Raw genomic sequence first — 24825 nt, 5'->3', positions numbered from 1 at the left:
CAGGACACCTCTCGTTACCCCACGCGTAGATTAAATCCCGCTTTTCAAAAGGAATCAGCAAATGGCAGGCGTAAAAGGAAAGAGCGGAGGTCCGCGAGCGAATGCGGGCGGCGCTCGACCTGGCGCTGGCAGGAAACCGAAAGCGAAGGAGCCAGCAGCGGCACCAGCAGAAATTGCGGGATGCGACATGTTGACTCTGCTGAAGGATATCGCCCTTGGTCGCGTCGATGCTACTGCCGGGCAGATCAGGGCCGCAATCGCTGCGGTCCAATACACGCACATGAAAAAGGGCGATGGGGGGAAGAAGGACGAGGAGGCCGAGCGTGCTAAGAAAGCCGGCGCCGGCAAGTTCTCTGCCGCCGCACCGCCGAAGCTGGTCGCCGCTGGCGGAAAGAAGGTCTAAATGCCCGAATGGACAACTGCCTGCCCTAACTGGGCGGTACGGCTGCGCGCGGGCGACTCGATTATTCCGCCGCCGATCTTCCCCGAGCAGGGCGAGCAGGCGCTTGAAATCTTCAAGCAACTGAAGATCGTTGATGCGCCAGGCAGCCCGACGTTTGGTGATGCGTGTGCTGAGTGGGTGTTTGACCTGGTGCGCTGCATCTTTGGCGCATATGACGCCGAGAGCGGGCGCCGGCTGATCGTTGAATTTTTCGTGCTTCTTCCAAAAAAGAACAGCAAGAGCACGGTGGCGGCCGGAATCATGATGACCGCGCTCATCCTGAACTGGCGGCAGTCAGCCGAGTTTTCCGTCCTGGCACCAACCGTCGAAGTTGCAAATAATGCATACAATCCGGCGCGCGACATGGTGCAGAAGGATGACGACCTTGACGCGCTGATGCACGTTCAGTCGCACGTGAAAACGATCACACATCGTGAAAGCAATGCGATTCTCAAGGTGCTGGCAGCTGATCAGAACACCGTGGGCGGCAAGAAATCGGTCGGCACGCTCGTGGATGAGTTACACCTGTTCGGCAAGATTCCGAGCGCAGAAAACATGTTCCGAGAGGCGCTGGGCGGCCTTGCATCACGCCCTGAAGGTTTCGTAATCTGGCTGACCACGCAATCGGACGAGCCCCCGGCTGGAGTGTTCAAGCAGAAGCTCGACTATGCGCGCCAAGTGCGCGACGGCACGATTATCGACCCGGCATTTGTGCCGATTATTTTTGAACACCCGCCGGAAATGGTCGCGTCCGGAGACTGCCTGCTGCTGGAAAACATGGCGATGGTGAACCCGAACATGGGGTTTTCCGTTGACGAGGTGTTTCTGGAGCGCGAGTTCACAAAAGCGCAGCAGGCCGGTCCCGAATCGTTCCGCGGCTTCATGGCTAAGCACGCCAATGTAGAAATCGGCCTAAACCTCCGATCCGACCGCTGGGCTGGTGCCGACTACTGGTTGACGCAGGCGAAGCATCCCGGTCTCACCCTCGCAGCACTGATCGACCGATCCGAAGTCATCACGGTCGGCATCGACGGCGGCGGCCTTGATGACTTGCTCGGCTTTGCCGTGATGGGCCGAGACGCAACTACGCGTGAATGGCTCGTTTGGGCGCATGCCTGGGCGCATCCGTCAGTGTTAGAGCGTCGAAAGCAGGAGGCCTCGCGGTTCAAGGACTTCGCCAAGGATGGCGACTTGACGCTTGTTGAGCGCATCGGGCAGGACGTTGAGCAAGTCGCCATTTATGTGGCGCAGATCGAGGAATCCGGGAAGTTGGATAAGGTCGGCGTTGACCCGAGCGGATTGGGCGGCATTCTGGATGCCATGCTCGAAGCGGATGTGCCCGAAGACAAGATCGTCGGCATCAGTCAAGGCTGGAAGCTGACCAGCCCAATTAAAACCGCAGAGAGAAAGCTCGCCGAGGGCGTGATGTCGCACGGCGGCATGCCTCTCATGGCCTGGTGCGTTGGCAATGCCCGCATCGAGCCCCGCGGCAATGCGGTAATCATTACCAAACAGGCCTCCGGTACGGCCAAGATAGATCCGTTGATGGCCCTATTAAATGCCGTGTCGTTGATGGCCCTGAATCCGGAAGCTGGGCAAAACTCCCCAGAAATTTATGTATTGGATATGTAATGCCCGGAAAACTACTGAACCTGAAGGCCATACAGCACACCTCGCGCGTGTTGGGTTCGTGGCTGTCCGCACGCAATGGTGGCACGGAACGGGCTGGCATGGTCGCCCTGGGGGAGAACTCCAGTGGCAGTCTGACCATGAGCGAGTTGACCAATTTGCTCGGTGCCGCGCACCGGTCGTCGTCCGGTGCCGCGGTAACCGCTGATACCGCAATGCGGGTGTCTGCGGCATACGCCTGCATGTCGTTAGTCGCGGGCGCAATTGCGACGCTGCCGATCGGAATTTACGAGCGCAAAGGTAACGAGCGAGACTCCGCAGACCATGAGTACTGGTGGATGCTCAACGAAAAAGCAAGCGACGGCTGGACATCATCGGCAGCCTGGGAGTCGATCATCCTTTCGAAATTGTCGCACGGCGACGGCTTCGGAGAGTGGGTCCGCCCGCGCTTTTCCAGCAACCGGGTCACTGGTTGGAAACCGTTGCCACGCCACACTGTCCAGCCGTTTAAGGACGGTGACACGGTGCGCTACCGGATTACTCCAGGCGACAAGCCTTCGTATGTGCTTGCCAGAGAGGACATCATCCACCTCCCCAGTTTGGGCTTCGACGGCCTTACCAGTCCAAGTCCACTGACCTACGCGGCGATGGAGGCAATCGGCACGGCTTTGTCGGCGCAGGAGCACATTGGCCAGTTCTTCTCCGGCGGCGCTAACTTCGACTACGCGCTGAAGACCGACTCGAAGCTGGACAAGACGCAGCTCGAGCAGTTGAAGGCATCGCTGCTGGCGCGCGCGCAGAACGGCGGGCGAGGACCTCTGATCCTCGGCGGCGGCCTGACGCCAGCGCAAGTAAGCGTCAATTCGAAAGATGCCGAGATTCTGGCGACCCGCCTTTTCACGGTCGAGGAAATCTGCCGAATTTTTGGCGTGCCTCCGTTCATGGTCGGCCACACCGACAAGACCACGTCCTGGGGATCTGGTGTCGAGAATATGGGCATCGGCTTCGTCCGGTACACGCTGCAGCGGCACCTCACGCCGATCGCGCAGGAGGTGAACAGCAAGCTTTGGCCGGTGCGCGAGCGGTTCTTCGTCGAGCACATCACCGCTGCGCTTGAACGTGGCGACCTGAAGGCCCGTTATGACGCATATCGGACGGCGCTAGGCCGCTCCGGGGAGATGCCATTCATGACCGCTGACGAGATACGTCGACGCGAAAACATGCCACCAAATACTAACCTGACTATGAACGGAGGCACGAGTGCCGAACAGCCTGACCAAGCTCCTGGCGAGCAACAAGAAGCGGCCTGACCGGCTTCCGCAGTCGAAGATCGTGGCCGAGGGCGACGAGACGACCATCTATATCTACGACGCCATCGTCGCCGATGAAGATACGGCGTATTGGTGGGGTGGCGTCGCCGCTGAGACCTTGGTGCCGCTGATCCGCGCCATCAAGGGCGGCACGGTGCATATCCGGATCAACAGTCCAGGCGGCGATGTGTTTGCTGCGCAGACCATTTGCCAGGCCATCCGCGAAACCGGGGCCAAGGTAATCGCGCATGTGGACGGATACGCGGCGAGCGCAGCTACCGTGATCGCCACAGCGGCTGACGAGGTTGAGATCTCCGACGGCGGGTTCTACATGATCCACAACGCATGGACCTGGGCGATGGGCAACGCCAACGATCTGACTGCGACCGCCGGTCTCTTGTCGAAAATTGATAGTAGCTTGGCCGCGCAGTATGCGAAGAAAAGCGGCATGCCGTTGGAAGAACTGCGCGCCGCGATGGACGCTGAGACCTGGTACACCGCCGAAGAGGCGGTTGCCGCCGGCCTGGTCGACCGTATCGCTCCGGGAAAAAAGGCCGAAGCCTCCTGGGATATGAGTGCGTACGCAAAGGCGCCGAAGTCGCACGCCCAAGATCCCGAGAGGATCGACCTGGCTGCAACCGAAGAACACCGCGCCCGCCAACAGCAACGCATTTCCATGCTGGCCCGCACAAAAAGTTAGTTGACGCTCTCGCGCCACTAGACCAGCCGCCATCGAGCGGTTTTTTTTCGCCCACCCCGGCCGCGAGAGCGGACCAAATACGAAAGGCACTAACCATATGAGCAAGCTCGCACAACTACGCGCCCAGCGCGACGCCGCTGCCAAGAAAGCCCACGACCTGAACAACAAATACCCCGCCGACCAGCGGATGCCGACCGCAGACGCAGCTCAGCTGGATACCATCCTGGCTGAGGTCGAGGTAATCGACGCTGAGATCGCACGCGAGCAGCGTATCGCCCAGGTCGCCGGCGATGCGCCCGACGCGCAGCACGACGCCGCCCTGCAGGCCGCCTATCGAGCAGGCACGGGGCAGCCTGATGAAAACGCTGCGTTGCGCGCAATGCTTTCGGGTGGTTTGTCTGCCCTGAGTGCCGAACAGCGCACGGCAATGAACGCTCGCGTGAACCAAGACATCCGCGCCGCCATGTCGACGACCACCGGCTCCGAGGGCGGCTACACCGTAGCCACCGAGTTCAACAAGACGCTGATCCAAGCTATGAAGGCGGCGTTCGCTGTGCGCAGCGTGGCAAGCGGTATCCAGACGTCGACCGGCGCGCAAATGCTGTTCCCGACTGCCGACTCGACCTCGGAAGAAGGCGAAATCGTCGGTCAGAGTATCAGTGTTGCAGTGGGCGAGACCGCATTTGGCCAAGCGTCGATGGACGTGTTCAAGTACTCGTCAAAGTCGATCGCGCTGCCGTTCGAGCTGATTCAAGACTCGATGTTCAACATCGAAGCTTATATCCAGAACTTGCTTAACCTGCGCCTCGGTCGTATCCAGAATCGGCACCATACCGTTGGTACCGGCACGGCGCAGCCGCGGGGCATTGTCACTGCGTCGGCAGCAGGCAAGGTCGGCGTCTCAGGGCAGACCGTGACCGTCACGTACGAGGATCTGGTCGACCTGGAACACTCGGTCGATCCGTACTATCGCTCGGCCGGCAAGTGGATGATGCACGACGACACGCTGCGCATTCTCCGCAAGATCAAGGACGACAACGGCCGTCCGATCTTCGTTCCAGGCTACGAGCAGGGCAACCCGGGCGGCGCTCCGGACCGACTGATGGGCCGCGAGATCGTCATCAACCAGCATATGCCAGTGATGGCCGAGAACGCAAAGTCGATTCTGTTCGGCGATTTCTCGAAGTACCTGATCCGCGACGTAATGGATCTGACTCTGTTCCGCATGACCGACTCGAAGTACACCGAGAAAGGTCAAGTCGGCTTCCTGGCGTTCCAGCGCTCGGGCGCCAACATGGTCGACGTTGGTGGCGCGATCAAGTACTACCAGAACAGCGCGACGTAATCGCCTGCCGCGCGGCGGGTTTTGGCCCGCCGCCTTTCCCCGAACTCCGAAAGAACATCATGGCAAAAGAAAAAGCTCCAGCCGGCGCAGTCAAGGCGCGAGTGCTGCGCGAATGCGACTATGGGAAGTGCGACGAAGTTGTGACGCTCGATGGTGAGCTGGTCGCCTCGCTGCATGGCGTGCTCGATGCAGAGCCTGCAGCAGTCGAATACGCCGAATCCCTGGCTAAGTAAATCCCGCATCACCAAATCATCCCGCTGGCAGCAATGCCCTGGCGGCGACTCCCCACATCTGAAGGTTCCCAATGGCCGTGATTACCAGCATCGTCCTCACGCCAGCAGTGAGCGCGGCTTCGGCCCCGCATACCTTTGGGCATCCGTTCAAAATGGGCGATGTGCCTGCCGGTCAGAGCGTGGTTTGCAGCGGTGTCATTGATTCGCAGTGCATCCCGAAAGCCTACTGGCACGATGGCTCGCTCAAGTTTGCGGTGATCTCGGTTCGCATCGCGGCAACCGCTGGCGTGCCTGTCACGGTAACGTTGAGCACCGGGACTGCGCCTGCCGGAGCCGCACTGACGCTCGCTAACCTGAAGGCAACCGGCTTCGCAGTCAATCTCGCGCTGACCGATGCGAAGGATTGGACGTTCGGCACCGCTACGCATACGGTTGGCGCGCGCCTGGCGATGTCCAACGCGCTCGATGTGTTTGTAGGGGCATCGTCGACGATCGCCGTCGACAATGGCGCGGCCATCGGCGCAATCACCGCCACTCAGGATATTGGCACTCTCAACGTCGTGCTGACCGCTCCATTGTCGGGCGGTGCTGTAAACGGCTATCAGACGGTCAAATATCGCGCGAAGTACAAGGTCAGGCGCAACATCAGTGCGATTTTGCCTGGCGCAGTTACTCGCGTTACCGTCACCGGAGGCTGGAAGACGGCAAAAACATCGGCCTCCACCGATGGTCTTGGCGTATCGATCGCCGCTGTCGGCAATACGATCACGTTCGCCGGAATCGGCGGTATGACGCAGTTGAACGGGCTCACCGGCACCGTTACGAAGGTTGATCCTTCTACAGCTTCACCGACGAAAGCATGGGTCGAGGTCAACATCGACTCCACCGGCTTTTCAGCCTTCACCTCTGGAGGGACTGCGACCAAAAATGAACTGAATACCTCAGATGCGAACGAGGCTGATGTAAATCAGGACACGGTGGCGTATGTCCGCACTGGCGGCGGGCTGGCTTGGAATGGCACCGCGACCACGTACAGCACGGCCAATTCGACCCAGCAAACCGGCGTGTCCTGGGCCGGCCTCGACTGGGACACCCCGTTTGAGGCTCTGGAATCTGGTCCGATCATGTCGAGCTGGAAGTTCCGCAAGGCGATTGCGCCTGATCCGCATATGGTGGCGTGGGCCGAGGTTCGCGTGTATAAGGGCGGCGCGGTACAGACGCTTCCCTTCGCCGAAAACGGCATGTTGAAGGTCGCGCGCCCGACTGCTAAGCAGGCCTCGATGACGCTCTCTATCAATGGCTTGACGCAGTTCAGTCAGACTTTAGAGCTTAAGTCGCATACGCGCACCGTGCTGATCAACGGCACGCATTTGTCGTACTGGAACATCGCCGATCCGGAGATCTTCCCGACTCACAATCGGGCGTACGTCTACAGCACGCGCCTGATCCCGACGTACATGCACGTGACGCCGGATAGCGCGCCTACGTTGAGCGGCCAGGCTTATTCCTCATTTGAGCCGTTCCAGCGCGGAAATCACCAGGCAGGCATGGGCTCGGCAGGCTTCCAGGCTGATATCGGAATCATCCCGAATCACGATGCCCTGTACTTCACGAATGGCTCGCGTAAGAGCTACGAAGGCATGGTTCGCAACGGCTTCTCGACTGGGCGCTACCGCATTCACTACCGCGACGAGGCGAACGGCTGGCATCGTCCGCTGCGCTTCTCGCAGTATCCGAACCTTGTCATGAACGGCAAAGACCCGGGCATGACCAGCATCGGCATCTCCACGACGCTCGAATACACGCCTACCGCTACTGGCGGCACTACGCCAGCAGGTGAAGCAAGCCGCACGTTCTCAAGCTCTCACACCCCGGCGATGGGATATGCGCCGCACATGATCACCGGCTGGGACTACTTCCGCGAGGAGATGGAGTTCCTGGCGACGCTGGTGTATCTGAAGCAGGTGAATACCGAGCGCGGACTATCTAAGGGGATTCTGAAAACCAACGTCGGCGCGAATCAGACGCGCGGCGCTGCGTGGGCATTGATCCACCTGGGCCAAGCAGCCACATTGGGCAAGGATGGCGATGCGCTGACGACCGAGATGCGTACCTCGCTAATCGAGAACATCAAGTACTACTACAACAAGTATTTGGCGCAGGGCGAGGTCTGCCCTTTCGGTCTGACCGAGCTCTACACCGACTACGGCTCCAAGGCCAGCGTTGGCATGGAAGCTTCGGCTTTCCAGTCGGATTTCTTCACGCAGGCTATCGGATTCATAAGGAACCTCGATCCGCTGTTGCCAACGGATGTGCGAGAGCAGTTAAGACTGTTTTCTCTTTACAAGTACAAAAGCGTAATCGGTCGGCTGGGCGGAATCGGGGCAACCGAGTTCCCGTACCAGTACCTCGGCAACGGCTATGACATTCCGGTAAGCCCGAACCAGTTGAAGGAGACCGCAGACAGGCCGGCTGTGAATTGGGACCCAACCAAGGGGCCTACAGGCCCATGGTTCGCAAGCTGGGGCGAGGTCTTCACGAGGCGGTTCCCCGGCGTCGTGCCGGTGGCGAACGGTCCCTTGCTTGGCGATTTCACAGGGCCGGGGAGCTACTTCTCCAACGCCCTGCCAGGGGTAGCGCTTGCAGTGGAGCACGGCGCGCCAGGCGCCCTTGATGCATACAACCGGCTAATAAACGCTCCGAATTGGGCGACGCAAAGCAGCGCCTACATCAATACCCCAGTCTACGGCATCGTCCCGGCATCAACGACCTACGTTCCGCCTGTTGAAGAGCCTGATCCAGATCCAGAGCCGCCAGTTGATCCTCCAGTCGACCCGGTAGACCCGCCGACGATCAGCCTCGACATCAAGTACTACCTCGCCGGCACCGCAGGGCTCGGTGGCACGCGATCGAGCGTGGAAGTAGGGGCGAGCATCTTCGACGACGCAACGCCAGCCGAACGCATCGCGGGCCGCGTCGAGTACCGCTGCTTGTACCCAGTCAACGAGGGTAGTGCGACGTGGAAGGGGGCAACGCTTTTCATGTTCGCGAACACGCCTTACGCGGACTCGACTATCGAAGTAGGACTAGGCACGAGCGCTATCAACGGTGTCGAGCAAGTTATCCCAAACGAGACGACGGCGCCAGTTGGAGTGACTTTCACGCTCTCCGCAACCGAGGCGGGCGGGATTCTGCTGGGCGACCTCGCTCCGCAAGCTGGTCGCGCGACTTGGGTCAAGCGAACGATCATGGCGAATTCCGCGCCGCGCACCGTTGCTGTCACTGACACCTTTGAAATCGAAGTAAAGGGATTCAAGCAATGATCGCTGCCGTTGATGTGACCTACGATGTTCCGGAGGGTGAAGTACTGCACGCTGGCCGTCGCCCGCCTGGCGCAGTAGCGAACCGTTTCGATAGCGTCGCCATCTGGTCGGAAAGCACTGGCGTCCCTACGACCAATCCTGACCAAGTCCCATTGTGGATTATGCACGGCAGCGGTGGGCAGAATTCGACCGCGGCGCGCCAGTTCATAGCGACCGTGAGCGGCAGCCTGGCTTACAAGGAATTCACGACATTCCGTTACCGCACGTCGGCAGGTCTCTACGGCACGCAGCACGTGACAAATATTCGGCCGCAGGATCTTTGGGGCGCGTACCCGAGCAATCCTACCGGCAAGCGCGAGAGTCACCACCTCGGATTCTTCGGCCTAGAGCACGACCCGCTCCGGGTTCACCTGATCACCGAGCGCCTGTATGACGCGCTCATTCAGTGGGCATTCGAGAACGTGCCGAATTGCGACTGGTCGAGGATGTGCGCGACCGGCGGTTCGATGGGCGGCTGGGGCTGCATGACGTACGCGATGCGGCGTGCGCAGTACTTCGCCGCCGTTATGGCCGATCGTCCGCGCTGGAGGTGTAATGGTACGCCGGGCAAGATCGCCGTCACCCACTTCATTGACGGAACCACCGCCTTCAGCTTTGCCGCCGCCCCGATGCTGTCCGAACAGGACGGCGGCTACTCGGTGGCAGTCCATAAAGATCTGATCGCCTTCGTTTCCAACCCGGCGAATAAAGTCCCGTTCATCGGATGGTGCTGCGGTCGGCAGGATGGATTCGCCAACTTCGAGGAGCAGTGTGACGCAGTTGATGCGCTGCGTGCCGCTGGTCGCCCGTTTGCATTCGTATGGAACAACGGTACTCACAGCGCCGGCGCGATTATCGATCAGATTACCGACAGCTACACCTACGCCTCTTTCAAGATCGGTCGCGGCATGCCGCTGTTCACGGAGCACTCCCGCGACAAAGACCCTCGCGACGCAATCAATGCCCTCGTCGGCGGCATCAACGAAGGCCTGAAGTTCAAGCCTCCAGTCGAAACAGCGACGACATGGTCCTGCGAAGTGACCAGCATCCTCGGCGCCTGCTCGGTCAAGGTCAAGCCATATGGCAGCTCTGTATTCAAGGCCGACGTAGCCGCGAAGACCGTGAACATCACGGGCGCGAACGTTTGGCAAACCGTGACATTCACCATTTAATCGAAGGCCTCGAATGCAACGCTACGAGCTACTGATCCGAACTATTGACAAGCTTCCGCTGGTCGTCCCTGCCTACGTTCGCGCGAGTCAGCGCGGCGACATCATCGCCATTGTTCCTGATGGCTGGGAGTGGAGTGAGCGCGAGCGCAGCAACCCTGAGTGGCTGATTATCAAGGCGGACAACCTGACCGAGCAAGACGTTGAATCCCTGCTTGAGCCGGGCCGCTCGGAGCCGCCGGAGAACGCGAGATCAATGCCGCCATCGTGGGTGATGACGACCGAGGCGGCTGAACGTGAGGCTGTGAAGGTCGGTGAATCGTCGTGGGTGATGGTTCCGACCTCAGAGGCAACCGTATCGCAATCGCAGATGAATGAGGGCACCGCGCAACTCGAATTCGTCCCTGCTCCAGTCGAGGGCTACGAGCCCGCCTGGCGCCGCCGCATCGGCATCAACATCGACGGGCTGACCGTGGGCCAAGTATTTACCCGCGACGAACTTTACGCGAGGGCTTTCTAATGGCATCTATCGTTAAAAGCCAGATCGGAACCGGCCAAGTCGGCGGATTCTCGCTGCCGCAGACGTGGGAAGATCAGATTCCCGCAGACATCGTGGCGCTCAGCCAGATCCACGTCGGCGCGCAGATGAAGGGCGAGATCGCCAGCTCGACGCGCTTGCTGAGTATCGGCTCGTCCACCGTGACGAACGCCGAGTGCTACATCCATTACACCGCAGAGGCGGGTCACTCGCACGTCGACGACCCCGGCATCGCCAACAACCCGCTGGGCTACGACCCCGCAAAGGGCGCTGCGCTCCGCTTCACTGGCGACACGCACTCGACGATTACCATCGCCTGCGCGCATACCAAAGTCGACCGCATGCAGTTCTCGAACACGGCCACGTCGTCATTGGCCGGCGGTGCGATCAACGTGTTTGGCACTACCGCGACCTTCGTCGACATCAACCAGTGCATTTGCGAGTCGAGCAGCAAGAACACCTCGATCGGCACGGTCCTGGTTCGCAATGCGTCTTGCAAAGTACGTAACACCGTCTCGATTCTGAAGGGCGTTACTGTCGCCGGAGCGACAGCGATGAACTTGAATGAAGGCGCTCAGGCGATCAACTGCGTGATCCTCGCAATCGGCTGCACGGTCAACTACGCGCTCGTCATGAGCACGACTGGAGGCGTAGTAAAGAACTGCTACATCGGCGGCGGAACTCTCGGCGCGCACAATAACGGATGGGGCGCAGGCTCGTTCTCGGGCTGCTTCTCCGATGTCTCCGCGACTGGCTGCGTGGTAGCCACTGCGGTTGACTCCTTCGAGAGCGTCGCGCTGGCGACCATTGACCTCCGCACGAAGACGGGCTCACTCTTGCGAGGCGGCGGCGTGATCGACAACGTCAATGCGGCCTACGATATTTACGGCCAGCCCCGCCCGCAAAGTAGCAATCCTGACTCGGGCGCCTGGCAATATGTTGTTGTCGATACTGTCGGCCCAAATTTGACCGAGCAGACCGCGATCTCAACCGGCTCGACGACTTACAGCGGCAGCGTGCGGACGAACGAGGCGGGCGGCTCACTGCGCGCCCTGGTATCGATTAATGCAGTCGAAACCGCAGTCACCACCAAGGCAAACGGCACCCCGTACGGAGTGGCCGCAGCCGGTGCGCTCAGCGTAAGCGGTGCTGGGCTGACGCCATCGACGACCTACTACCTGCACTTCGTACATACCGACTCCAGCGGCAACGACTCGGCGCGCGTCACGACCGCCAGTTTCACAACCTCGGCGGCTGGCGACTCGACCCCACCAGTTCTGAGTGAGCCATTGTTCGACGAGACCGGGTCGACCACTGCTGCTGGCACGGTCATCACAAGCGAGGCAGGCGGGCTGCTTTACAAGTACATCAGCACGAACGTTACCGAGACTGGCCCGACCGTCAAAGGCGCGAATAAGACGCAGCCTGTCGCTTCTGCCGGCGTGCAAAACGTCTCGTTCACTGGCCTGACCCCGGACGTTGCGTATTACGTCCACCTCCTGCATCGCGACGCGGCCGGCAACGACAGTAATGTGTCGACCTCGGCTGAGATCAACACGTTCCCAATCTCAACTGCTGGCACGCTGACGACGAAGCCATTTAAGAACGGCGAGCGCCAAGTCCTCGCAAGCCTGGCGAATCTTAACGTGGCAGTGCTCACGCTGCCTTCGCTTAGCTATGTCGGCAGCGTGAGCGGCGAGACCACCGGGGTGGACGGAACGAATAGCGTTTCGATGGCCGGGGTTAATTCAGGCGTCCCATACGCTCACATCACGACCAACGCCGCGGGTACTGTTATCGGCGCTGAAATCATTGTGGCGACCTGACCATGGCAGGCAGCTACCGCTTTGATGCGCCATTGCTTGCCGATGGCTACCACTTTGGGTTCCGGGGCTGGGGCGTTCTCGGATCGCAAGTGCCGGACGCATCGGAAACCGGGTTCCCTGGCTTCGGTTACGACAGCGTCGGCCCGGATGAGCAGGGCAAGGAAATCTGGTTCCAGATCCTCCAATTCCCGCCATCTGGCACGTATTTCTTTAACGAGGACACGAGTTTCAGATACGACGGCACCTCGTTCGTCATGCCATTCAGCAAGACCGACGAGGCCGGTGCCGTCACGTATGCCGAGGCCTACTTAAACATGGGTGGCGCGTACGTCTCCTCGCGCCTGCAGCAGTCCTACACGATCCTAGCCGACGATCCAACCGACCCGCCGCCAGTCGATCCTCCGCCGGTTGACCCGCCCCCGGTCGATCCACCAGCCGATTCAATCCAGGTATCCCCGTCCCGCACCGTCAATTTCGGTGGCGGCACTAACCGAGTCGCCTTCGATGGCGGCAAAAATCGAGTGAACTTCTAATGGCCGATCCGACATTCATCAATGGCAAGTGGACTGTCCTGAAAGATCCGGACGACAAGCGCCTGTACAAGTACGGGTTCGCCAAGGATTTGACGGACTCGAATACGACCGCCGCGACCGCGCTGGCGATTCCTGCTGGCGTCACCGTGCTGGAACCGCCAATCATCCAAGGAACGGATGTCATTGTGAAGCTGGGCGGCCTCGATGTGGCGCCCAACGCGCTGAACTTCTGCACGATCCGCCTGACCTGTGCAAATGGCGAAGAGATCGACCGCACGATGTGGTTCGTTCGGGAGGATCATTAATGGAGCAGACTCCGCAGACTTTCCGAGCGGTTGACTCGAATGGCATGGTGTTCGAGGTTCCATTGCTGAAAACGCTAGGCTCTGGCGGCGCATACGCCCGCGCGCCGGTCGCAACGAGCGGCGTGCAGCCACCGCGCCCAGCCGCTAAGCAATCGGGGGCGCGATGACTGATCGCCTCGTTACGCCGCCTGTGAATATGGCTGTGGCGATCGTTGATGCGCGAACGCACGCGCGAATTGACGGCACGGAGCGTGACACCGAGATCGAGCTAGTGGTTCGCTCGATCACGGAAGATGCTGAGCATATCTGCGGCCGCGCTTTCATCAGCCAGACATGGCGCGTGACACTGGACGCGTTCCCGGATGCGATCCAGCTGCCGATGTCGCCAGCCGCCTCAGTGCTGAGCGTGCGATACCTCGACGAAAACGGATTCGATCAAGCGCTCGACCCCGCCGACTACTACCTCGACAAAGTGAGCGAGCCAGGCTACCTGATCCCGGCGAGCGGCAGGGCTTGGCCAGCGACTGCGGCTCATGCCAATGCGGTAAGCGTGGATGTGGTGTGCGGCTTCGGAGCCGACGAGTCATTCGTTCCGGCGTCGATCAAGGGCTACATCCTCGCCAAGGTCGCCGAGCACTTCCTGCCGACGCTGCCGAAGAGTGAATACGTGATCCGCAGCCTGGATCGCTGGAAGGTCTACCGATGAATCTCAATAAGCGCGTCTGGCTCGACCGCCCCGGCGATGAAGTCGACGCAATCGGCCAGCCCGTCGAAGGATGGCAGCCAGTCGGCGAGTTCTGGGCCAACGTCCGCTACCTGAATGGCGTCGAGACGATCAAGGCTGGCGCGGATACGTCCATCGTCAAAGCCTCGATCCGGCTGCGCTATCGGACGGACGTGCAGGCATCCTGGCGCATTCGGCATGGTGATGTCATCTTTCAGGTAAATGCCGTAATGCCCGATGAGCAGACGATGTATCACGTTGATCTGGCTTGCGAGGTGGTGAGGTGATCAGTTTTGATTCGAGCGCACTGACTGCGGCGATCCGGCAGGTAACTAACGACATCGGAGCGGCCATCGACGAACCAACGCTACGCGCCACCGGTTTCGCTGGCGCCGAAGTCTTCCGCGAGCAGGCAAAGGTAAATGCGCTGCGCAATAAGAAGACTGGCACGATCTATAACAACATCATCGCCAAGCGCCTGACTGAGGAATCGGACGGCGACAAGAAGCAAGCCTATCTCGTCACCGTACGCAGTGGCAAGTTTGGCGCTGACGGCGATGCCTTCTACTGGCGATTCGTCGAGCAAGGTCATAAATTCGTGCCGCGCAAGCCGAAGTCAGGCAAGGGCAGCACCTGGAAGGCTCACCGCCGCGCCGCAGAGCTTGAGTACGGCTCCGCGACAGTCCCGGCTTACCCATTCATGCGCCCAGCCTACGAGGCGCGCAAGGCCGACGCTATCGAGGTCATGCGCGACAAGCTCGCACAGAAGATCAACGAAAAGATGGGCGGCTCGAAATGATGGAACTCCACTTGCTCAACGCGCTGACCGACTTGGTTGCCGGGCGCGTATTCGCGAACGTGGCAAAGGCGGACACTGTGAAGCCCTTCATCACCTATCAAGCAGTTGGCGGTCAGCCGATCAACTACACGACCGGCGAGGTCCCCGATCGTGAAAACACGCGCGTGCAGATCAACGTATGGGCGAGCGCACACCTTGAGGCGACTACGCTCGGAAAGCAGGTCGAGATCGCACTGCGCACATCCCCCAATTTGCAAGCCGAGGTCCTGACTGGACGCGCCGCCACTTACGACGAGACGGTAGACGCGCACGGCACGATGCAGGACTTTAGTTTCTGGAATTAGCAACAAATCCCGGCCCTTCATGGGCATTCACCACAAAGACCGTTAAGCGGTCTTTTTTTTCGTCCATTGAAAGGATTCATCATGGCGCAAGTGCCGACTGGCTCAACCTTCTTCGTAGCAACCGCTTTCGCCGCCGCGAAGACTGTTACCGCGATTTCTAACGCAGTCGAAGCAGTCGTTTCGTCGACCGCTCACGGCTTCAGCAACGGAGATATCGTCGAGATGACCTCCAGCTGGGGTCGCCTGCAAAAGCGCGCGTACCGCGTCAAAACCTCGCTGGCCGACTCGTTCGTGCTGGAAGGCGCTGACACCAGCAATACCAACTTCTTCCCATCTGGCGGCGGCGTCGGCTCGGTGCGTAAAGCATCGACCTTCGTCCAGTTGACCACTGTGATGAACCCGAGCGCATCGGGCGGCGAGTCGAAAAAGGTTGAATACAAGTACGTCGAGTCCGACGTGACGTTCTCGATCAACGACGGCTTCGCTGCTGTCAACCGCTCGCTGGAACTGGATGCTGACTCGATCGGCTCACCGGGCTACACCGCCCTGAAGACGCTGACCGACGTCCAGAGCGACACCATCCTCAAGACCGTCACCAAGTCCGGCAGCTTCACGCTGCTGCCTTGCACGGTCGCGCTGAACGAGGAAGTTGTCTACCAGGACGGCCAGATTAACCGCGTCCGCGTGGAGTTCTCGGGCAACAACCGCAGCACCCGCTACGCCGCGTAACCAACAAGTTCCCTCGGCCCGCCTCGGCGGGTCTTTCCGCCCTTGGCCTGATCCCCAAGGGTCTTTTTATTTCTACGAGAGCAAAAAATGGCAAAGCCAGTCAAACCAAGCCTGACCCCGTCGCCGACCTTCAAGCAGACGGCAATCTTCATGATTCCTGGCGGCAAAGAGGCCGGTATCGAGTTCACCTACAAATACCGCGAGCGCGACGAGTTCAAAGAATTCCTCGACAGCCTGTCCGGCTCGGATGACGTTCCGGCCCCGCAAAAGATCGACGTGATCATGGACATCGCCAGCGGTTGGGATCTGGACGAGCCATTCGACCGCGCGAACGTCGAGAAGATGCTGCAGAAGTACATGGCATCGGCTGAGGCGGCAATCCAAACCTACATCGCCGAACTGACCGGCACGGGGCCACGCACAAAAAACTAATCGCGCTTGCGCAAGCCATGTACGAACCCGCTCCGGAAATCGCGGAGGGGTTCAGTGCAGAGGACTACGCAAGCGATCCCGTCTATCCCTACCCGGACAACTACCGGGCATACGACCTGTTCTGTCGAGTTCGCCGCCGCTGGCTGTGCGGGCCGGGTGGTCCGATCGGCCTCGACTTCGGCGTAGTGCTCCACAAGATGGACCGCATGAAGCTCGACTCGGATGAGTACGACCAACTCGAAGCAGATATCGAACTGATGGAAGGCGCGGCACTTACAGCCATGCGCCCACGACCGGCTGAGTAATCGCCGGATACACACTCAAGCTCGCTCCGGCGGGCTTTTTCTTTGGGCTTGCCAATGTCGGAAATCACCAATAGCGCAACTATCAAGGTCGTGGTTGATGGCAGCCAGGCCGAGGTAGGGCTGCGCAAGATCGACGAGGCATCGGCCAAGACCGGTCGAAACCTTGAGAATCTTGGGAAGAACGACGGCTTCGACAAGACCGGGGCCGGCGCGGAGGCTGCTGCGCGCAAGGTCGATGCGGCAACGCGAAGCGCGGTCAACGCCATTGAGCGAGAAATTGCTGCCCTTAAAGCGGGCAGCAAGGCCAACGCAGAATATCAAGAGTTTCGCGCTCGTCAGCGTGGTGCTGATCCGAAGGTGCTTGAGCCGTACCTGGCGCAACTGCGCGCGATGGAAGCCACGCAAAAAGCGGCGAATGTCGCCCTTGGCGCGGCAAGTCCGGTACTCAACAACGTCGGGATGAGTGCAAAGGCTACGGCTGCCGCACTCCGTGGCGTGCCTGCGCAGTTCACTGACATCGTCACGTCCATCCAAGGCGGTCAAGCGCCCCTGACAGTCTTTCTGCAACAGGGCGGACAGCTGAAGGATATGTTCGGCGGCGCTGGCAATGCCGCTCGGGCGCTCGGCGGATATGTCGTCGGCCTGATCAATCCGCTGACAATCGCCGCCGCCGCTGCTGGTGCCCTGGCGATCGCATACAACCAAGGTAGTAAAGAGGCCGACGCCTACAACCGCGCCCTCATCATCACCGGCAATGCCGCTGGCGTGACCGCCGGCCAGCTTGCGGATATGTCGGCACGCATCAGCACTGCCGCTGGAACGCAGGGGCAGGCCGCTGCCGCAGTCGCCGCTATTGCTGACACTGGTCGCGTTTCGGCCAGCAACATTGAGCGCTTCAGTAAAGTCGCCGCCGATTCTCAGCGTGTGCTTGGGATTGCCGTTGGCGACACCGCAAAAGCATTTGCCGACCTCGGGAAAAATCCAGTTGCCGCACTTGAGAGGCTGAACGAAACCTATCGCTTCCTGACGCCCGCCGTCTATGAACAAGTGAAGGCGCTTGAGGCTCAGGGGCGCGCCGACGAGGCGGCATCAGCCGCACAGGCCGCATTTGCATCCGCAATGGAGACTCGCACCAAAGGTGTGAAGGATAATCTCGGCGCATTGGAGACTGCGTGGAAAGGCTTGGGCGAGATCGCTTCCGGGACTTGGGACAAGATGCTCAACATCGGGCGCAAAGACACCCTGACGGAGCAGTTGGCGGCAGTTCAAAAGCAGATCGATAAGGCGCAAAAGTCAGCATCGAAACCATTTGATGCGTCATTCGGTGGCAACGCGGAGGTTCGGGCGCAACTCGCGGCAAACCTCAAGATTGAGGCGAGCCTTAAAGGGCAGATCAAACTGGAAACTGAGGCTGCCGCCGCCGCCTCTGCCACGAATAAGCAATGGGAGGCAGGGCTAGAGTGGAGCAAGGAGGGTGACAAATATCTCTCCAAAACGAAAAAGATGGAGCTTGAGGTTGCCGCTGCGCGCAATGTGGGCGCTATCGCCGGCAAGTCTCAAGAAGAAATCGAAAAGCGCATCGCGGCCATTCGCGAGAAGTATGTCGACAAGAAGATCGATGCCGCCATTAACAAGGAGGCGAGCGCCTACGCGACACTGACCTCCTCGATCAAGGAACGTATCGCTGCAACCGCCAGCGAAGCATCGGGCCAAGGTGCGCTTACCGAGTCGCAAAAGCTGCGCGTCGCGCTCGACGAACAACTGAGTAGCGGCAAGCTGAAGTTGACCGCTGCCCACAAGGCGGAATATCTCGCCGACTTGGATACGCTCGCGGTCAACGAGTCGATCATCTCAGCGCGCAAGCTTCGGTTGAAATTTGAGGGCGAAGCATTCAAGTTGGCTCAGGAGCGCGCCGACGCTTCTGCGCGCACCGTTACCGCAGCCGAAAACGAGGCCGACAAGAACGAGGAACTCGCGCGCACCTACGGCATGACTAAGGGCGCTATTGAGGCGCTAGAACTCGCACGCCTGGAAGAGCAACTCTCTCAGCAAGTGTCCATCGCGGTCACCGAAAAGGAGATCGAAACTCGGGAGCGACTCGAAAAGCTGATTGACGCGAAGCGGCGCAGCGCTGCGGCACTCTCCTCGGTCGATACGCAAGAGGCGACGAAGAAGGCCAATAAGGCCATGACCGACGAGTGGGAAAAGACGGTTGACAAGTACGAAGACGTTTTCCGCACCGGCTTTGCCGACATGCTCAACAACGGCAAAGACGGCTGGAGGTCCTTCACCAAGTCCCTCGCCACCACATTCAAGACTTCGGTCGCCGATCAGATTTACAAGATGTTCGCCAAGCCGTTTGTAATGAACCTGGTCGCGAGCCTGATTGGCGTGACTGGAGGCGCGAGCGTGGCGAATGCCGCTGATTTGATAGGCGGCGGAGGCGGCGGGGCTAGTGGAATCTCTGGCATCGTCTCGTCCGCTCAGGCTGCGTACGGCGCAATCTCTGCCGGCTTTACTGGCATCGCCACGACTGTTGCGGATACGGTTCAGGCTGCAATGTACGCATCAGGCGCATCGCCAACGCTCCTGACAAACGGCTCGTTCGCCACTGGCGCTGGCGTAGCTGCCAGCTATCTCGGCGGCGCTGCTGCTGGCGTGTACGGCGGGCGCGCACTCTCGAATGGCTACGCGATCAGCGGTTCGGGTAACGGTCTAGTGAATGCCGGGACGGCGGTCGGCGCGATTGTTGCAGGGCCTATCGGCGCAGCTATCGGCGGACTAATCGCGGGTGCGGCAAATCGCCTCTTTGGCATGAAGGCCAAGGAGGTCACAAGCACCACGCTCAACGGGGCATTCGGTGAGAACGGCCTTACTGGAACGACTGACGCGGCGTTTATTCAGAAGGGCGGAGTTTTCCGCAGCGACAAGAAGGGTGTTGACTCGACCGCCATCGACGCGGCCACCGCCAAGCAATTCGGCGCAGGCTATGACGCCATCAAGGCCGCATCCTCCGACTTCGCTAAAGTCCTCGGCCTGAATGCTGATTCGATCGCCAACCGTACGCAGTCGCTGAGCATCGCCATCACCAAGGACGAGGAGGCCAACAAGAAGGCGATCTCTGACTTCTTCACTGGCGTCGGTAACACGATTGCGAACGAATTGCTGCCTACGCTTGGCGATTTCGCCAAGGAAGGCGAGGGCGCCAGCGCGACCCTGCAACGCCTGGCGACGAACTACGCGACCATCGACGCGGCGCTGTCGTCCATCGGGCTTCTGTTCGGCGCTGTCGGTGCTGACTCGCTGACCGCTCGCGAGCGTCTGGTTGACTTGTCCGGCGGCATCCAGGCACTCACGCAGAATGCGGCTGGTTTCGCCCAAAACTTCCTGACGGAGTCGGATCGACTTGCCCCGGTTGCCGCGGCAGTCAGCAAAGCGATGGGCGATCTCGGTTTCTCGATGGTCGACACCCGCGAAGAGTTCAAGGCGCTGGTGCTCGGCCTTGACCTGACCACGGAAGCGGGCGCGAGGAATTACGCCGAGTTGATGAAGCTGCAAGGCGCATTTGCCGAAGTGGCGAAGGCATCCGAAGTAGCAGCAGAGGCGACTATCGCAGCAGCAAAGGCTTCGGCCGACGCCGCCATCGAAGCTCGCGAGCGTGCAATCGAGGCCGTCAAGACAGCGGCATCCGGCTTGCTGGGCAGTGTTGACGACTCGTTCTCGGTCATGCAGCGCATCGCCAATGCGGAGAAGGATCGCGCAACCAAGGCGCACGAAGTAACGATGAAGCGCCTGCAATCGAGCATCGACCTCGAAACTGAGGCGGTAGCCAAGCGGCGCGCGCTGTCGGATTCGGTCAACTCGACCCTGAGCCAGCGCGGCACCGGCCTTGATCGCAATGGCGCGCAGGCGCAGATTCAAGCCGCAATCGCGATCGCCAAGGCATCCGGCGTGCTGCCATCTGCCGACAGTCTGAAAGAAGCGCTCTCCGTGCTGTCCCGCGATTCAGGCGACACGTTCGCCACGTTGCAGGATCAGTTGCGCGCCGAAGCTCAGACCCAGAACAGCCTCGCCGAACTTGGCAAGCTGTCAGACGCCGCTCTTTCGGTCGAGGAACGCACGCTCAAGGCTCTGGAAGATCAGAAGGCGGCGGCGCAGTCGGCCTATGAGGCGCAGATTGCAAGCATCGACTCGATGGTATCGGCGCAGCAGGAGCAGATTGACGCGCTCAAAGGGCTGGACACTCGCGGCCTGACCATCGAGCAGGCTATCGAAGGCGTGCGTCTGGCGATCCTGGCGGCGCAGGGCAACGCGTTCTCTGGCTCGACCAAGAGCATCAACGACGCCTACAAGTCGGCGCTCGGCCGCGCCCCTGACGCTGCAGGCCTTGAGTATTTCAAGGATCGTGCTGCTGCCGGCTCGTCAGTCTCCGAGATTGTCGCGGCAATCAAGAACTCGCCGGAAGCCAAGGCGCAGGACCTGTACAAGTCGCTGCTGGGGCGCTCCGGCGACGCTGGCGGTATCGCGTACTGGACTCAGGCGCTTGCAAGTGGGATGTCGCTTGACGCCGCCCGTGATGCCTTCATGCAGTCGGATGAGTACAAGAAGCCTCGCGGCTTCGCGGTCGGGACTAACTACGTGCCGGCCAACATGCCAGCGATGCTACACGAAGGCGAGCGCGTCATCCCTGCGGCTGACAACCGCGAGCTGATGCAAGCCTTGCGCGACCCGAACGCTAATAGCCAAGTCCTCGCCGCAGCAGTGGATCTTCTCACTAAGGCGGTCAATAAGCTCGAAGCGGCCAACGCATCCACATCGACCAGCTCGGCGAAGGTCGCCGAGCTGCTTGACAACATTTCTGGCGGCGGCGGCCCGCTGCTCGTGGAGTTCGCATGACCCTAAGCGCACTTAAGCCCATCACCATCTCAACCGCGATGGTGATCAGCAGCACCGCGCCGGAGAATGATTATCCGGCCTGGACCAGCGGCGCAACCTTTTCAAATGGTGAATTTTGCATCAGTCCTGTCACGCACCGGGTATATCAAAGTCAACTCGCCGGTAATGTGAATCGCGACCCGACCGACATCCGCAACCGAAGCGGCGCAGTGATTTACTGGACCGATTATGGTCCGACGAATCGCTGGGCCATGTTCGACGCCGAGATCAGCACGCAGACAACGCTGTCGGTCCCGCTAACTGTGGTGATGCAGCCAGGAGCATTCACCGACCTATATTTCGATGGCCTTGACGCCAGCACGATCGCGGTAACGGTGAAGGATTCGCCGAGCGGAAATGTCGTCTATTCCTACTCCGGCTCACTGGAAGGGTCTGAGCCTTCGGACTATGACGAGTATTTCTTCGACCCGTTCTCCCCACGAACCGACCTGCTGCTTAGCGGAATTGAGCAGTACAACAGCGCCGAACTGACATACACGCTCTCCAGCTCAACCCCGGTGAAGTGCGGCGTCGTCGCCATCGGCAGCCTGATCAACTTCGGACCTGTTTTGCAGGGCGCCAAGGCCAAGCCAAAGACGTACAGCTACATAAAAACCGACGATTTAGGCGTCACCAAGATTGTCCGCCGAAAGGCGACGACCGATCTTAGCCTGACCGCACTCGTTGATCGGGCCGACGCCAACCGCGTTCTCTCGACTATGGAAGCGATGCTCGACATCCCTGCATTCTGGATGGCCTCTAGCAAAGATGATCTGCGCGGCCTTCGTCGCTTCGGGCTGGCAAGCGGAGAACTCTCGTACGACCACCCCACACATTGCATTCTCTCCCTAACCGTCCAAGGAATTCTCAATGGCTAATACTCCGCCGACCATCACGCCACCACCAGACGGGCCACAGCGGGGAGACCGCGCCACATTCGCTGGCAGGGTCGATGCTTTCATCACATGGCTAATCGCGGCGGTTGCGCAATTCGGCGCTCTCGCAACAAACGTCTACGCGAATGCGGTCGACGCCTTCGCCAGTGCGACTGCGGCTGGTTCTTCTGCAAGTGCCGCCGCTGCCGCTGCTGAAGCTGCAGTGTTCGCCGCAAATGCGCCGCTGTGGGTGAGTGGCACTACTTATTCGCAGTACCAGGCGGCTATGAGCCCGCTGTCCCTGCAGACCTATCGACGCAAGACGGCTGGCGCTGGAACGACTGACCCGTCCCTCGATTCGACCAACTGGCGGGCAATCGCCCGATCGTCGACGTTCGATCCCGTCGCGGTGGCCGCACTCGACATTAACCTGGCGCTCGCCGACTACTTCACCAAGACTATCAGCACCGCATCAACCCTGACGATCTCGAATGTGCCGAGCACCGGAGCAAGCTTCACGCTCGAACTCCAGCTTGACGGCGGCAGTATCGCCCTTCCGGCATCGGTCAAGGTGGCGAACGATGTCATGCCGACGCTAGCCACTGGCAAGACGCACATGCTGATGTTTAGCACCAAGAACGGCGGCGTGCGGTGGCGCCTGACGGTCGCGCCTAACTTCGTGAACTAACATGGACCGCACCACATTTCGCATGACGGCTGGCGCGGCCGCAACCAAGGATGTCATCGGGCAAGGTGAATATCTCGTCGCGGGAACCTACAACATCACCGTTGCTCCAGATACCTACTTCTGGTCGTGTGTCGCAGTTCAGGGCGGCATGGGCGGCGGGCACACATACGCGGGGAAAGGCGGAGACCTTCGCTACACAATTCCCCTCCTGCCAGTTGTTCCAAATGAAGTCCTGATTCTAGTGGTGGGGGCTGGTAGCGCAGGTATAAATGACTTTGGCCCCGCCTCCGCTGGAGCGCACACCACGCTTTCGCGGGGCGGAACCGTAATTTTCAGTTCTGCCTTCGCGCTTTCGTCCTCTGTCGGGGGCGGCAATGGCGGGGGCGGCGGCAGTTCATATCCATTCTCCGATGATTCCAACGGCGGCGGCGGTGGCGGCGCTGGCGGATATTCGGGTAATGGAGGCACCGGCGCGATGCCCACCGCTACCGCCGGCAGTGGAGGCGGAGGTGGCGGAGGTGGCGCAAGGCAGTCATCCTCCCCTCTAGACGACGGCGGCGATGGCGGGGGCGTTGGCGTAAAGGGCCAGGGCGCCAATGGAGCAGCAGGCAATACGAGTGGTAGTGACGGCGGCAATGGCAGCGGCACCAACACCAATGGCGCGGGTGGTGGCGCTGGCTGGACGGTAGACGGCGGCTTAATCACAGAGCCGGGGCGCCCCGGCAAACCCGGCAGCTTCCGCTGGATTAGCGGCGCTGGCCGCTCCTACCCATCAACCCGCACAGCGAACGAATAAGGGAATCGCATGTACATTCACCCAGCATCACAAACAGTCTTCGCTGACCATAGCGAAATCCGCTCCGGCCTGAACGTTCTCTTCTCGGACGTGATCACCGACGAGGATCTGGCGTATCACGGCGTTTTCCCGGTCGCTCAGGTCGACCCGGCAGCTGGCCCGGGGCAAGTAGCAGTCCCTGGCATGCCCGTTCAGCTCGATGGCGAATGGATGCAGACATGGACCCTGCGCGACGAGACGCCGGAGGAGGCGGCAGCCAAGATTGCAGAATCCGTCCCGATGCTCAATCTGCAGCTCGTACTGATCGAGGACGCCAAACTCGACACGGTGCAGGCGATCCTTGACAGCATGACCGGAGCGGACGGGGCAAAGGCTCGCGCGTACTGGGCGAAGGCGCTGACCGCTCGCCGCGACAATTACCTCGTTGCGCAACTGTGGCAGGCAATCGGCTACGACGAAGCCGGATTCAATGCCGCATGGGCGCGCGCCGCAGCACTCAACCCGTAGGAGCAGCAATGGGCCTCAAGCACGGTATCTCGCAAATCGGCAACACGCTGTCCCAGTTGTTCAACCTGTGCTGCAACCCGTTCAGCGAGAACACGTGGGCGCACGAGACATTCTCGGCGCGCTGCGGGCGACTCGGGCATCTGAGGCCATACACCTACTACCGGGCAGTGATCAACGCGGTGTTCAGCCTGTGGGATGGCCCCACGCACTGCGAAGACGCGTACCGGAAGCTCAGAGATAAAGTCGCATCACACAACCCGCCATGAGCGGGTTTTTTAACGCCCGCACCGAAGGAAACT

At 60.3% G+C, this 24825-nt stretch carries 24 protein-coding genes; all 24 read left to right on the top strand.

Annotated elements, in window-relative coordinates; all coding sequences use genetic code 11:
• Positions 1-187 precede the first annotated feature (187 nt).
• The gene (locus I4X03_RS14630) at positions 188-403 is read left to right on the top strand and encodes a hypothetical protein (RefSeq protein ID WP_223468969.1); all 216 of its coding nucleotides are present in this window, start codon (positions 188-190) and stop codon (positions 401-403) included.
• Complete coding sequence (locus I4X03_RS14625) at positions 404-2074, top strand: terminase large subunit (protein ID WP_223468968.1); 1671 nt, start codon at positions 404-406, stop codon at positions 2072-2074.
• Positions 2074-3381: a phage portal protein gene (locus I4X03_RS14620; protein ID WP_223468967.1), complete on the top strand. Its 1308-nt coding sequence runs from the start codon at positions 2074-2076 to the stop codon at positions 3379-3381. Before I4X03_RS14625 ends, I4X03_RS14620 begins: the two co-directional genes overlap by 1 nt.
• A complete protein-coding gene (locus I4X03_RS14615; RefSeq protein ID WP_223468966.1) occupies positions 3332-4081 on the top strand; it encodes a head maturation protease, ClpP-related in 750 nt (249 codons plus the stop codon). The genes I4X03_RS14620 and I4X03_RS14615 overlap by 50 nt, the downstream gene beginning before the upstream one ends.
• Before the next feature lie 97 nt (positions 4082-4178).
• Positions 4179-5426, top strand: coding sequence for a phage major capsid protein (locus I4X03_RS14610; protein ID WP_223468965.1), 1248 nt, complete (start codon positions 4179-4181; stop codon positions 5424-5426).
• 59 nt (positions 5427-5485) lie between these two features.
• Complete coding sequence (locus I4X03_RS14605) at positions 5486-5659, top strand: hypothetical protein (RefSeq protein ID WP_223468964.1); 174 nt, start codon at positions 5486-5488, stop codon at positions 5657-5659.
• Positions 5660-5730: 71 nt separating this feature from the next.
• Positions 5731-8982, top strand: a complete 3252-nt coding sequence (locus I4X03_RS14600; RefSeq protein ID WP_223468963.1) for an RIFT barrel domain-containing protein — start codon at positions 5731-5733, stop codon at positions 8980-8982.
• Positions 8979-10193 (top strand): HAD family hydrolase, encoded by a 1215-nt coding sequence (locus I4X03_RS14595; RefSeq protein WP_223468962.1) that lies wholly within the window; start codon positions 8979-8981, stop codon positions 10191-10193. The genes I4X03_RS14600 and I4X03_RS14595 overlap by 4 nt, the downstream gene beginning before the upstream one ends.
• Before the next feature lie 13 nt (positions 10194-10206).
• Positions 10207-10710 carry a hypothetical protein gene (locus I4X03_RS14590; RefSeq protein WP_223468961.1) on the top strand — a complete coding sequence of 168 codons (504 nt, stop codon included), beginning with the start codon at positions 10207-10209 and terminating at the stop codon, positions 10708-10710.
• On the top strand, positions 10710-12554 hold the full coding sequence (locus I4X03_RS14585; RefSeq protein ID WP_223468960.1) for a hypothetical protein: 1845 nt from the start codon (positions 10710-10712) through the stop codon (positions 12552-12554). Before I4X03_RS14590 ends, I4X03_RS14585 begins: the two co-directional genes overlap by 1 nt.
• A gap of 2 nt (positions 12555-12556) precedes the next feature.
• Positions 12557-13087, top strand: coding sequence for a hypothetical protein (locus I4X03_RS14580; protein WP_223468959.1), 531 nt, complete (start codon positions 12557-12559; stop codon positions 13085-13087).
• The gene (locus I4X03_RS14575; protein WP_223468958.1) at positions 13087-13392 is read left to right on the top strand and encodes a hypothetical protein; all 306 of its coding nucleotides are present in this window, start codon (positions 13087-13089) and stop codon (positions 13390-13392) included. The genes I4X03_RS14580 and I4X03_RS14575 overlap by 1 nt, the downstream gene beginning before the upstream one ends.
• 163 nt (positions 13393-13555) lie before the next feature.
• Positions 13556-14098, top strand: coding sequence for a head-tail connector protein (locus I4X03_RS14570; protein ID WP_223468957.1), 543 nt, complete (start codon positions 13556-13558; stop codon positions 14096-14098).
• On the top strand, positions 14095-14403 hold the full coding sequence (locus tag I4X03_RS14565) for a phage head closure protein (RefSeq protein ID WP_223468956.1): 309 nt from the start codon (positions 14095-14097) through the stop codon (positions 14401-14403). Before I4X03_RS14570 ends, I4X03_RS14565 begins: the two co-directional genes overlap by 4 nt.
• Positions 14400-14915, top strand: a complete 516-nt coding sequence (locus tag I4X03_RS14560) for an HK97-gp10 family putative phage morphogenesis protein (RefSeq protein ID WP_223468955.1) — start codon at positions 14400-14402, stop codon at positions 14913-14915. The genes I4X03_RS14565 and I4X03_RS14560 overlap by 4 nt, the downstream gene beginning before the upstream one ends.
• The gene (locus I4X03_RS14555) at positions 14912-15259 is read left to right on the top strand and encodes a DUF3168 domain-containing protein (RefSeq protein WP_223468954.1); all 348 of its coding nucleotides are present in this window, start codon (positions 14912-14914) and stop codon (positions 15257-15259) included. The genes I4X03_RS14560 and I4X03_RS14555 overlap by 4 nt, the downstream gene beginning before the upstream one ends.
• An 81-nt stretch (positions 15260-15340) precedes the next feature.
• Positions 15341-15988 carry a phage tail tube protein gene (locus tag I4X03_RS14550; RefSeq protein ID WP_223468953.1) on the top strand — a complete coding sequence of 216 codons (648 nt, stop codon included), beginning with the start codon at positions 15341-15343 and terminating at the stop codon, positions 15986-15988.
• A gap of 87 nt (positions 15989-16075) precedes the next feature.
• Positions 16076-16420 carry a phage tail assembly chaperone gene (locus I4X03_RS14545; protein ID WP_223468952.1) on the top strand — a complete coding sequence of 115 codons (345 nt, stop codon included), beginning with the start codon at positions 16076-16078 and terminating at the stop codon, positions 16418-16420.
• Between the two features lie 17 nt (positions 16421-16437).
• Positions 16438-16725: a DUF1799 domain-containing protein gene (locus tag I4X03_RS14540; protein ID WP_223468951.1), complete on the top strand. Its 288-nt coding sequence runs from the start codon at positions 16438-16440 to the stop codon at positions 16723-16725.
• 54 nt (positions 16726-16779) lie between these two features.
• Positions 16780-21621, top strand: coding sequence for a phage tail length tape measure family protein (locus I4X03_RS14535; RefSeq protein WP_223468950.1), 4842 nt, complete (start codon positions 16780-16782; stop codon positions 21619-21621).
• Positions 21618-22538 carry a hypothetical protein gene (locus tag I4X03_RS14530; protein WP_223468949.1) on the top strand — a complete coding sequence of 307 codons (921 nt, stop codon included), beginning with the start codon at positions 21618-21620 and terminating at the stop codon, positions 22536-22538. Before I4X03_RS14535 ends, I4X03_RS14530 begins: the two co-directional genes overlap by 4 nt.
• On the top strand, positions 22531-23223 hold the full coding sequence (locus tag I4X03_RS14525) for a hypothetical protein (RefSeq protein WP_223468948.1): 693 nt from the start codon (positions 22531-22533) through the stop codon (positions 23221-23223). Before I4X03_RS14530 ends, I4X03_RS14525 begins: the two co-directional genes overlap by 8 nt.
• 805 nt (positions 23224-24028) lie before the next feature.
• On the top strand, positions 24029-24526 hold the full coding sequence (locus I4X03_RS14520) for a hypothetical protein (RefSeq protein ID WP_223468947.1): 498 nt from the start codon (positions 24029-24031) through the stop codon (positions 24524-24526).
• 8 nt (positions 24527-24534) lie between these two features.
• The gene (locus tag I4X03_RS14515; RefSeq protein WP_223468946.1) at positions 24535-24792 is read left to right on the top strand and encodes a hypothetical protein; all 258 of its coding nucleotides are present in this window, start codon (positions 24535-24537) and stop codon (positions 24790-24792) included.
• Positions 24793-24825: the final 33 nt, after the last annotated feature.

This window comes from Massilia soli, from assembly GCF_016809835.1.
GTDB classification, from domain to species: Bacteria; Pseudomonadota; Gammaproteobacteria; order Burkholderiales; family Burkholderiaceae_D; genus Telluria_A; species Telluria_A soli.
The sequence above is the reverse complement of the archived record's forward strand: the minus strand, read 5'-3'. Positions and strand labels throughout refer to the sequence as shown.